Genomic DNA, 10844 nt, shown 5'->3' with positions numbered 1-10844 from the left:
TCATGATGAACCCTGTTCCATGGCTCCAGATGACAAACATGATCTCATATCAGGGACTTGTTCGCACCTTCCCTAGCCTGAACCCCGAAATAGTACGGGGACGGGCCGACCGGATGGCAGCCGGAAGTTGTATGGAAATATTGCAAGGTGTGTCGATTTACATATTTCTGGTGATATTTGATGGTCTCATTGATCTATTTGAAAATAATGACTGGCAACGCGCACCGTTATTTTATGCGGGATCAATAACGGCGGCGCAACCGGTCGGCGCAGGGGCAGGTCCTGGCGTTACGCGGGCACGTGCCAGAACGGCTTGTCCCCCAGCACGGTGGCCCTGTGCATCACCCGCCGGGCGGGCAGATAGTCGGCGTTGGCGTAATGGTGGGTGACCCGGTTGTCCCAGATGGCGATGTCGTGCTCCCGCCAGCGCCAGCGCACCTGATACTCGGGCTTGGTGACATGGCGAAACAGGAAGGCGAGCAGCGCCTCGCTCTCTTGTGCCGGCAAGTCGGGCAGGCGGGTGGTGAAGCCTTCATTGACGAACAGCGCCTGCCGGCCGCTCAAGGGGTGGGTACGGATGACAGGGTGGCGCAGCGGCGGGTGACGGGCCGCCGCCTCCTGCCAGCGCTGGTACTCGGCCGGGCTGGCGTTGTGGCGATGGGCCGGGAACGACTTGGTGAAGTCGTGTTCGGCTTCCAGCCCCGTCAGCAACTGCTGCAGACGGGGGGAGAGCCCCTCGAAGGCGGCGATGCCGCTGGCCCACAGGGTATCGCCCCCCACCGGCGGCAGCTGCTTGGCGGCCAGAATGGCCAGGGCCGGTGGCGTCTCGATGAAGGTGACGTCGGTGTGCCAGTTGTCGTTGTCCGGCGGGTTGTCGTCGTGGGTGTCGAGCACGATGATCTCCTCGGCCTCCGGCGCGTGGGGATAGACAGGGTGAATGTGCAGATCGCCGAAGCGGTTGGCCAGCGCCCGCTGCTGGCGGGGGGTGATGGGCTGCTCCCGAAAGAACAGCACCTGATGGGTCAGCAGTGCCTGCTGCAACTGCGCGAACTGGCCCTCATCGAGCGGCACGGCCAGGCTGATGCCGCTGATCTCGGCGCCGATGTGGGGGCCAAGGGGGGTGATTTGCAGGGAATTGCTCATAGTCCTTCTCCATGCCACGGCGTCAGGCGACGCTGCAGCGCACGTAAACCAAGTTCCAGAGTGAAGGCGATCAGGGCGATCACCAGAATGCCCGCCAGCACCACGTCGGTGGCGAGAAACTCGCCGGCGGCTTGTACCATGAAGCCCACGCCACGGGTGGCGGCGATGAGCTCGGCCGCCACCAGGGTGGACCAGCCGACCCCGAGCCCGATGCGCAGCCCGGTGAGAATGTCCGGCAGGGCGCCGGGCACGATGACGTACCACAGCACCTGCCAGCGGTTGGCACCGAGAGCCCGGGCGGCCCGCAGTCGCACCTGCTTGGCGCCCTGCACCCCGGCCAGGGTGGCCATGGCGACCGGCGCGAAGATGGCCAGATAGATGAGCAGCACCTTCGATGTTTCGCCGATGCCAAACCAGATCACCATGAGTGGCAGATAGGCAAGGGGCGGCACCGGCCGGTACAGCTCGATCAGCGGGTCGAGCATGCCGCGCAGGGTGGGGCTGAGCCCCATGGCGAGGCCCACCGTCACGCCGCACAGGGTAGCGGCTGCGAGGGCGATGAGGATGCGCTGCAAACTGGCGGCGAGGTGCTGCCAGAGGGTGGCGTCCATGAAGCCCTGCGGCCCGGCGAGGGTGGCAAATTGCTGCAGCACCTGGGCGGGAGGGGGCAGAAACAGCGGGCTTATCAGCCCGAGCCTGGCCACCAGCCACCAGAGCGCCAGGAGGGCACAGAGGGTCAGCAGGCTCACCCCAAGCCGGCGTGGCAGCGGCCAGCGCAGGCGTATCCGGCGGGCCGGGTCGAGCGGGCGGGAGAGGGTGAGGCTCATGCAAACACCTCCCGCTCGGCAAAGACCCGCTCCAGCACATACTCGCGCCGCGCGATGAAGGCGGGATCCGACTTGATGCTGCGGCAGGGCTCGCCGGCGGCGAAGCGGCGGCCGAAGTCCAGGGTCAGCCGCTCCATGACTCGCCCCGGCGCCGGGGAGAGCAGCACCAGCTCGGTGGCCATGAACACCGCCTCCTCGATGTCGTGGGTGATGAGCAGCACCTGCCGGCGCTGCTCGTGCCACAGGCGCAGCAGCAGGGTCTGCATCTGCTCGCGGGTAAAGGCGTCGAGGGCGCCGAAGGGCTCGTCGAGCAGCAGCAGTTGCGGCTGGGTGGCCAGCGCCCGGGCGATGCCGACCCGCTGGCGTTGACCGCCGGAGAGCTGCCAGACCGGCTTGGCGTGGGCCTCTTCCAGCCCCACCTTGCGCAGCATGGCCAGCGCGCTGGCCTCGCGTTCGTGGCGCGGCACGCCGGCCAGCTGCAGGCCGAAGGCAACGTTGTCCAGCACGTTGCGCCAGGGCAGCAAGCCATCGTGCTGAAACACTACCCCCCGCTCTGCGCCGGGGCCACTCACCGGCCGCCCCTGCAGAGTGATGGTGCCTTGCTGGGCGCTCTGAAAACCGGCGATGAGGTTGAGCAAGGTGGTCTTGCCGCAGCCGGAGGGGCCGAGCACCACCATCAGCTCGCCCGCATCCAGGGTCAGGTTGATGTTGTCTAGGACTCTGCGCCCGGCGTAATCGGCACAAAGGTGAGTGAGCTGCAGCATGCATGCCTCCTTGTGATGCGGGGTCAGCGGGCGTGAGCCTTGACGAAGCGGTCGGTCACGTAGGCGCGATAATCGCTGCCGGCGCTCTGTACCTTGCCTTGCTCCTTGAGAAAGCGGCTGGTGTCCACCAGGGTCTGGTTCACCAGCTCACCGAGCTCGGCGCCCTGCTGGCTGGCGCTCAGGTAGGCGTTGCCCCTGACCAGCGCGGGCACGTCGCTGGCCGGCACACCGCTCAGTTTGGCCAGCTTGGCGAGGTTGTCCGGCTTGGTCAGCCAGCCGTCGGGGTTGGCCAGGTAGTCGCGCTGGGCCGCCAGGGTGCTGTCGACGAAGGCCTGCACCAGCTCGGGATGGGCCTTGGCGAACTCCTTGCGCACCACCCAGACATCCAGGGTGGGGGCTCCCCACTCGCCCACCTGGGCCGAGTCGGTCAGTACCTTGCCGCCCTTGGTCAGCTCGTTGAGGGCTGGCGCCCAGACATAGGCGCCATCGATGTCACCCCGCTGCCAGGCGGCGATGATGGCCGGCGGCTGCAGATTGACGATCTGCAGGCTGGCCGGATCCACTCCCCAGTGCCGCAGCGCGGCCAGCAGGCTGTAGTGGGTGGTGGAGGTAAAAGGCACGGCGATGCGCTTGCCGCTGAGCGCCGTGGCGGAGGTGAGCTCGGGCTTGACCACCAGCGCCTCCGAGTTGCCGAGCTTGGAGGCGAGCAGGAACACCTCGATGGGCACCTGCTGGTTGGCGGCCACCGCCAGCGGGCTGGAGCCGATGTTGCCGATCTGCACGTCGCCGGAGGCGAGCGCCCGCACCACGCTGGCGCCACTGTCAAACTTGAGCCACTTCACCGTGGCGCCGCTGGTGCGGGCAAAGGTGTCGTCGGCCTGGGCGACTTTGGCCGGTTCGGCAGATGTCTGGTAGGCCACCGTGACTTCCACGGCCTTGGCTTGCAGGCTGAGCAGGGCGAGCGCCGCCAGCCAGAGGGAATGTCCTTTTCCTGTCATGATATTGCTCCATCGGGGGAATGAAGCGGCAGTTTTCCCATTTATCGGGGCGCTGAGGAAAGACCGAAAATATATGGCTGATGAGATATGGTTCTTAGAAAAAGAACGGCAACCCAATCCGTTTATTTATATATCTCAATATGGCAAGTCGATATTTGAAGGTTGGCAATAGGTGCCGAGAAAACGGCTTGAAATATCGGCAAACCTATTCGGATATGGCAATTCTTGCCCATTTATTGAATGTCGAACCGGTTTGTTGGGCGGATAAAATAAAACCCGCCGGTTGGGCGGGTTGGTTGGGGGCAGGTGACGCCGGTACTGCAAGACGCGTGCTGGCAACGGGCCGGGCGAGCACGGCCCGCCCGGACTCAACGCTCCAGCAGGGGGGCGGAGCGGTAGCTCCAGAGTCCGTAGGTGCGCAGGGCATCGCGGTAGATGCCGAGCAGCTCGCTGTCGCTCACCTTGGCAAGCTCGGAGAGCGGCTTGTCGGGGTAGCTGACGCTGTCTATCCGGATCCCGGCCGGCCCGCTCTGCCAGCAGGCGATCTCCAGCAGGGTCTGGCCCCGGCGCACATGGCTGGCGGAGCTCACCAGGGTGGCGTACTCGATCTGGTGGCGGGCGAGGGCATAGCCGCTGTAGAGGGCGTTCTCCACCGTGCTGGTGGCGTAGTTCTCCTCGATGATGCGGGAGCGATCGATCCCCTTTTTCACCAGCCAGTCGGCCATCAGCTTGCCCTCGGTCTGACGGTGCTGGGGCACGCCGCCGGTCAGGATGATGAGGGCCGCCGGGTTGGCCTTGGCCAGCGCTCGGGTGGTTTCCAGCCGGCCCAGCAGGATGTCGTGCATGGAGCCGTCGGGATTGAGGGCATAACCCAGGGTGACGATGGCCCGGTTGCCCGGCTTGGGTGAGCGCTCCCCCTGCTCCTTGAGTGGGGTGGCGACGACGCGATCGACCGTATCGAAGATGCGCTGCAGATCGGCGGCCCGGCCGGGATTGAGGGTCGCCAGCTTGCTCTGATACCCCTTGGCGGCAGCCTCGTTGTGCTTGAAGGTCTGCCAGGTGGCGAGGTAGCTCAGCAGGTCGATGTCATCGGGCGCGGTGCTGAGGGCCTGCTCGAACAGGCCGATGGCCTTGTCCACGTTGCCGTTGTAGATCTGGGCGTTGGCCGCCGAGATGAGCAGGTCGGTGCGATAGGGCTCGAGCTGGTAGGCCTGCAGCAGCAGCTCGGTCACCTGCTCCATGTTGCTCGGCATCTTGGCGGTAAAGCCGGCGGTGGAGATGCGGGCGGGGGATTTGAAGATCTGCCAGGCATCCGCCAGCAGCTGATCCACCACCTGGCGCTTGCTGATGTACTGGTCGTAATTCTGCTCCTTTTGCAGGGAGCGTACCGGGGCAGCCCAGGCTGCAGAAGGGAGCACGGCAGGTAGTGTCAGCAGGCCGGCCAGCGTCAGGGCAATCGCGGTTCTTTTCATCATGATGGCGTTCCACCGAAGGTTGATGGCACCAGGCCATTCCAGGACCATGGGGCTTTTTCAATAAAAACATAAACTTGGTGATTGGTCAGTGTACCGCGTCGTGGCGTGAAAAAACGTGAACCGCTTCGGTTATCCGGGGAAGGGGGGCTCCTGCCCTATTCGGGGGGAGCGAAATGTGCTTTCCCTGTGGGTTTGCTCAGTTGTGGCGCAATCCTGCCGCGTTTTGGGTAAAGCTCAGCGCTGCCGTGAAAAAGTTGGCGGGGCCAATCGTTTTACCGCTTTTTCTGTGACGGCGATCACTGTACCATCGCCGCCCGACCTGCCACCCGGCCGCAGCTTCCCTGCGACGGCGCTGGCGTCACCCGATACTCGCCGTCACCCGGAACGTGAATGACCCCAGGATGGGACCCGCCACTAACCTGTAGGTTTGTGGTCTGCGTGTCGCGGGGTCGGCACCTCTCCCGCCCGCTCCCTGCGATGCCTGTCTGCAGACTTGCCGTATGAAACTTCTCTCTTCATAGGTGCAAGATGACGCTGTTATTGAGTCTGGTCGGTATGCTGGCCCTGATGTTTATCGCCTGGCTGGCCAGTGAAAACCGCCGTGCCATCCGCTGGCGGACCGTGCTGGGTGCCCTCGCCCTGCAAACCGGCTTTGCCGCCCTGGTGCTCTACTTCCCCCCCGGTCAAATCATGCTCGGCGCCATGAGCAACGGCGTCTCGGCTCTGCTCGGCTTTGCCGACAGCGGCATCCGCTTCGTGTTTGGCGATCTGGCCAGCAACGGCTTCATCTTCGCCGTGCGGGTGCTGCCGCTGGTGATCTTCATCAGCGCGCTGATCGCGGTGCTCTATCACTTCGGCATCATGCAGTGGGTGATCAGGGTGTTGGGGGGCGGCATTCACCGCCTGCTCGGCACCAGCCGCGCTGAATCCCTGGTGGCCACCGGCAACATCTTCCTCTCCCAGGGTGAATCGCCGCTGCTGATCCGCCCCTTCCTGGCGGGCATGACCCGCTCCGAGCTGTTTGCGGTGATGACCTGCGGCATGGCCTCGGTGGCGGGTTCGGTGCTCGGTGGTTACGCCGGACTGGGTGTGGATCTGAAATACCTGATCGCTGCCTCCTTCATGGCGGCGCCGGGTGGCCTCTTGATGGCGAAACTCTTGGTGCCGGAGCAGCAGCAGGTGCGCGAGCAGGCCGAGATCACCCTCGACAAGAGCGATTACAGCAACGCCATCGACGCGCTGGCGGGCGGCGCCATGAGCGGCATGAAGATCGCGGTAGCCATCGGCACCATCCTGCTGGCCTTTGTCAGCGTCATCACCATGATCAACGCTGGTCTCACCACGGTGGGCGAGTGGTTCGGATGGGCCGATCTCTCCCTGCAGCAGCTGCTGGGTTATCTGTTTGCCCCGGTGGCCTGGCTCATCGGCGTGCCGGCCAGCGAGATGATGGCGGCAGGATCACTCATCGGCCAGAAGGTGATCATGAACGAGTTCGTCGCCTACCTGGACTTTGCCAACATCAAGCAGGATCTCAGCGCCCACACCCAGATCATCATCACCTTCGCCCTCTGTGGTTTTGCCAACCTGGGCTCCATTGCGGTGCAGCTTGGCTCCATCGGCACCATGGCGCCGGAGCGCCGGCACGACGTGGCGAGCCTCGGCTTCAAGGCGGTGCTGGCGGCGACTCTGGCCAACCTGATGAGCGCCACCCTGGCGGGGCTGTTCGCCTCCCTCGGCTAATCGACCCTTGCCCCATGCACACCCCGTCTCGCCACTGGCGTGGCGGGGTGTCGTCCATCTGGCGCCAGCCACTGACGCCTCGGCACGGCATGGGCTCGACAGGGGCGGACACAGGCGGTAGCGTGATAGCGCGCGGCCAGCCCGCGCCCGTTCAGGCATTCATATAACAAGGAATCACATCATGACCCGTTTCTCTCGCGCATTGGCGCTCTCCCTGCTGCTGGTCGGCGCCGCGCCGGCGTTTGCCGCCGCTATCTATACCTCGGATCTGCTGCTGTCGGCGGATTTCAAGGCCCCCTGGGCCAAGGCGACCCAGGGCATCAAGAACCTGCCCAAGTGGGTGCGCAGCGGCAATGGCACCAGCTCCCCGCTCGAAGCCGTGGCCGGCACCCCGTATCAGAGCGGTTCGGTCTGCAAGCCCCACGACTGCGCCAGCCACTACATGCAACTGCTGGTGGATACCAAGGCCAAGCGGGTGTGGGGCGTGCTGATCGACCTGCCAGATAGCGATGCTGCCCGCGAAACCCCGTCCAAGTTCGCCCGCTACACCTGGCTCGGCCAGCCGGACAAGGGGATGCAGGCCGCCCTGATGAAGCAGGTTGAGGCCGACCCCAACTGGCAGTAAGCATCGAAAAGCAAAAACCTCTGCCTGGGCAGAGGTTTTTTTATGGCGAAGAGGTGATGGGGCAGGGCGCTAGCGGCTCAGGATCCGCACCGAGCGGATGCGATTGTTGAAGTCGGTCGCCTCCTGCTCGCCGCCCTTGCGGGTGTAGTAGCCACCGCGAAAGTCGGTCTCCTCGAAAAAGCGCACCACCCAGCCAGCCGGCACGGTGAAGGAGGAGATGCGGTTGGCAAAGCCGTAGCGACCGAGATCCGCAATATCCCGGTCGATGCGCAGGGAGTCGCCGCTCTGATGGGCACCGTCAAACACCAGCAGAGTGCTGGCGTCGTCCCCTTCGTCCAATCGGGTTGTCAGGCAGCTCGCCTTGGCCGGTTCGCAAAACAGGCTGTTGTTGCTTTGGCCCTGCTGGCAGCGGCGGCTCACCTTCTGGCGCGCCAGCCACTCGCTGCGCCCTGCATCGGCATAGACGCTGTTGAAGGGGGTCAGGGTACAGATGTGGATACGCCCGCCACCCTGACTCTGACCGTTCACCACGATCTGGGGATTGATAAGGATATCGGCGCGGGCCGCTGTGCTCAGGGTCAACAGCGCCAGCAGGGCAAACAGCTTGTTCATGGATGAGATCTTGCCAGTTCAAGGGGCGGCAAGGATTGCCGAGACGCAGCCCAGATGCAAGAGAGAGCGGCGCCCGCTGCGACACTCCTTGCCCGCCATCGATGCAAAGATGCAGGGCCCAAAGCAGAACACCGGCGCAAGGCCGGTGTTCTAAACAGCATGGCGGCGGGCCCGGCGGGGCGCGCGGTCAGGGCGGCTTAGGCGTAGAAGGCCTCGACGGTGCCCTTGACGGTGATCAGCATGGGGTTGCCATAGCGATCCTTGGCCTTGGGGGAGGGGATCTTCACCCAACCTTCGCTGATGCAGTACTCCTCGACATTGGTGCGCTCCTTGCCGTTCACGCGAATGCCGATCTCGTGCTGGAAGCACTCCGCCACGTGGTGCGGGCTGCGCGGGTTGGCCGCCAGGCGGTCGGGCAGGGCAGGTTTGTTGTCGCTCATTTTATTTACCTGAGTGTGATAAAAAGTGGGTCATTGTAGGCAATGCCCGTCATGGGCTCAAGGCTGGTGGTGAGCCATGCTGTGTGCATAGTCTTGCTGAGGCTATAGACATAAACCAGAAAAATGCCAAAGGCATGGTCTATGTTGCTGTCCGTATTGACCTTCAGTTATGCGGTGGAGTATAGGCAGGATATTGACGCTGACTTTGTAACAATTTAACTACAATGGGGTTCTTTTCAGACACTCAGAGATCAAGCGCTTTGATGTACTGCATGGCCTTGTCCAAAAGGTACTTTTTTAAATGTGAGGCAGCGAGAGTATTTTGCCCACCATCCAACTCTCCGGGAATGCCCTTATCCGTAGAGCGCCAAGTTGGTTCAATGCAGATATAATCAAGGTCCCCAATATGTAGACAAACGTCTGGCTTTAAATCACATTTCGGCAGCGATTTTTTTTCACTTGCGACAACAACTTTAGGGGCATCTTCTTTAAGGCACTCGGACAGCAGGAGTCCTATCGCCTTATTTAGTGATTTGTCCCCCTTTGATGCGCCAGCCTGTATACGTCGATATTCATTAGATGTTTCCTCTACATCGCGACTTGCTCCAGCGAATGGTGTCTGATTTATACCAAGTTCCAGTTCAATTTCTTTATATAGCTTGCTGTTGCGCATTGCTGCCCTTGCATCTTCCTGCTTAATGGTAGGCTGTTTTAACTTGTCCTTGATTGCTATGTCGCCATAGGCGCGGATGGCGGCGAGAGACACATTTGGTGGCAACTCAAATAGCCGTAAATCAATTGCTCGGAGAAGGTGAGCCATTGCTGAACGCTTAGCTTTCCAATCGGTAACATAGAGAGGAGCTTTATTGTCTGGTTGATCAATAAATTCAGATACCAACTCAATATCAACTCTATTCCGAGAGCCTTGCGTAAGCGATAATACTGTTGATCGGATCGCTGATGGCACATCCCCAGGTAGAACGACTCATAGGCGAGCTCTTACTTTTGTCTTGAGAACGGACCAAGTTTTTTCGCGCTGTTCTTCGGCAAAAAGGTCTACTGCATTGAAGAAGTCTGCAATGGTTTCCACACCGGTAAGCAACTCACCAGCCACCTCTGGTGTGACGCCAAAGGTTTCCAAGCCATCACCAGTCAAGTTCCGAGTGGTTGTGTCAGCTACAGCGTAGAAGCGTTGTTTAGGCAAGCCGACAAAGTTAAAAAGCCCCTTTGTTCGAGTGTCGGTCATTGAGTCTCGACCTGTTTCCCATGCTTCTTTTGCGATTTTATGGGCAGAAGGCTCCCGAGTAACTGGCCAGAGGACAAGTGCTGCTCCTTTGGGGTCACGAAATACTTCAAGCAGTTCTGCGAGCGTCTCGCTGAGGCATTCCATATCCTGAGAAGAAGGGTTGTCTCGTCGTTCAATTAAGACGATACGAGCACTAGTGTCACCTGGAACATAAATGCCGTGAATGTAGGCAGGGAGCTCTCTGAGGCTCTTTTCTTTTGGAAACGATGATACCCTAATTTGTTCAAACTGTTTTGGGAGTGTTTTGAGAAAGGTTGTTTTTCCGCTTCCGGAAAGACCATAGAAGACTTCAAATAATCCCCCGCCACCTGTTTTAACCCGCTGTAAAAGATAGTCAAGGCGATCAGCCGCGCTATCAACACGTTCAACAAAAACTCCAGTGTCAAGCCCAGCCGCGTGTGCTCTTTGTTCTAACAGTTCCCAACGCTTTGGCAGTTCAAGCTTTGCGAGTGTGTTCATAAAAAATCACCTCATACAGAAAATAAAAATGGATATCTAGTTTTATATGATAACTATGTAGCGTAGCGAGATTTTAAAAAAGTTCATTACCTAATTAATATTGTACCCATCTAGTGTGTTGGGCTAAAGATCGTAGGTTGATGCTGAGCTAAGTGCAGCCCAACCTTTACAACAAAATTATACATATTAATATGTTTTACGGAGCTGCCACATCATTGTTTAGCCCAATCTGGTTGGCGCAATAATACTCGCCTGTTGGGCTTCATGTACAGAACCTTAAGCGGCAAGCGAATTAATAACACCGTCTAACGTGTTGTTCTGCTTGGATTTTCTCTGCCTGCTCTTTTTGCCGTTTTTGGATAAATACACCATTGCCCGCTCCAACTTCTCTGTTATTTCCTGCCACGCACCATGGATGATGCTCGCCAATATCGGCATTAACCAAAGCGCGCTGT

11 protein-coding genes and 1 pseudogene are annotated in these 10844 nt (G+C 60.6%); 2 read left to right on the top strand and 10 right to left on the bottom strand.

All coding sequences use genetic code 11. The annotated features are described in order from the left end of the window. Positions 1–288: 288 nt before the first annotated feature. From tauD to PG881_RS23315, 5 genes are all read right to left on the bottom strand, one after another. Positions 289–1143: a taurine dioxygenase gene (tauD, locus tag PG881_RS23335; RefSeq protein ID WP_203133382.1), complete on the bottom strand. Its 855-nt coding sequence runs from the start codon at positions 1141–1143 to the stop codon at positions 289–291. Then, complete coding sequence (gene tauC, locus PG881_RS23330; RefSeq protein WP_043158888.1) at positions 1140–1970, bottom strand: taurine ABC transporter permease TauC; 831 nt, start codon at positions 1968–1970, stop codon at positions 1140–1142. Before tauC ends, tauD begins: the two co-directional genes overlap by 4 nt. Further along, complete coding sequence (gene tauB, locus PG881_RS23325; RefSeq protein WP_203133383.1) at positions 1967–2734, bottom strand: taurine ABC transporter ATP-binding subunit; 768 nt, start codon at positions 2732–2734, stop codon at positions 1967–1969. The genes tauC and tauB overlap by 4 nt, the downstream gene beginning before the upstream one ends. A 23-nt stretch (positions 2735–2757) precedes the next feature. After that, positions 2758–3732 carry a taurine ABC transporter substrate-binding protein gene (tauA, locus tag PG881_RS23320; RefSeq protein WP_203133384.1) on the bottom strand — a complete coding sequence of 325 codons (975 nt, stop codon included), beginning with the start codon at positions 3730–3732 and terminating at the stop codon, positions 2758–2760. Between the two features lie 368 nt (positions 3733–4100). Next, positions 4101–5255, bottom strand: coding sequence for a YdcF family protein (locus tag PG881_RS23315; protein WP_203133385.1), 1155 nt, complete (start codon positions 5253–5255; stop codon positions 4101–4103). Between the two features lie 480 nt (positions 5256–5735). Here PG881_RS23315 and PG881_RS23310 point away from each other — a divergent pair, with 480 nt between their 5' ends. Beyond that, a complete protein-coding gene (locus tag PG881_RS23310) occupies positions 5736–6947 on the top strand; it encodes a NupC/NupG family nucleoside CNT transporter (protein ID WP_016351392.1) in 1212 nt (403 codons plus the stop codon). Between the two features lie 181 nt (positions 6948–7128). After that, positions 7129–7572 carry an inhibitor of vertebrate lysozyme family protein gene (locus tag PG881_RS23305; RefSeq protein ID WP_203133386.1) on the top strand — a complete coding sequence of 148 codons (444 nt, stop codon included), beginning with the start codon at positions 7129–7131 and terminating at the stop codon, positions 7570–7572. Positions 7573–7641: 69 nt separating this feature from the next. On the opposite strand, the gene PG881_RS23300 is transcribed toward PG881_RS23305, so the two are convergent. The 5 genes and pseudogenes from PG881_RS23300 to PG881_RS23280 form a co-directional block, all read right to left on the bottom strand. Continuing rightward, positions 7642–8184, bottom strand: coding sequence for a beta/gamma crystallin-related protein (locus PG881_RS23300; protein ID WP_203133387.1), 543 nt, complete (start codon positions 8182–8184; stop codon positions 7642–7644). 197 nt (positions 8185–8381) lie between these two features. Beyond that, entirely contained in the window at positions 8382–8624 is a 243-nt protein-coding gene (locus PG881_RS23295; RefSeq protein ID WP_005302916.1) for a DUF3297 family protein, read from the bottom strand. Positions 8625–8868: 244 nt separating this feature from the next. Beyond that, complete coding sequence (locus PG881_RS23290) at positions 8869–9522, bottom strand: hypothetical protein (RefSeq protein WP_270803212.1); 654 nt, start codon at positions 9520–9522, stop codon at positions 8869–8871. An 87-nt stretch (positions 9523–9609) separates the two neighbouring features. Further along, a complete protein-coding gene (locus tag PG881_RS23285; RefSeq protein ID WP_270803210.1) occupies positions 9610–10389 on the bottom strand; it encodes a hypothetical protein in 780 nt (259 codons plus the stop codon). A gap of 276 nt (positions 10390–10665) precedes the next feature. After that, a pseudogene (locus PG881_RS23280) lies at positions 10666–10844 on the bottom strand (IS4 family transposase); the annotation flags it as partial.

This window comes from Aeromonas sp. QDB54, assembly GCF_027707385.1.
Lineage (GTDB): Bacteria > Pseudomonadota > Gammaproteobacteria > Enterobacterales > Aeromonadaceae > Aeromonas > Aeromonas hydrophila.
This window is presented reverse-complemented; position numbering and strand designations above follow the sequence as displayed.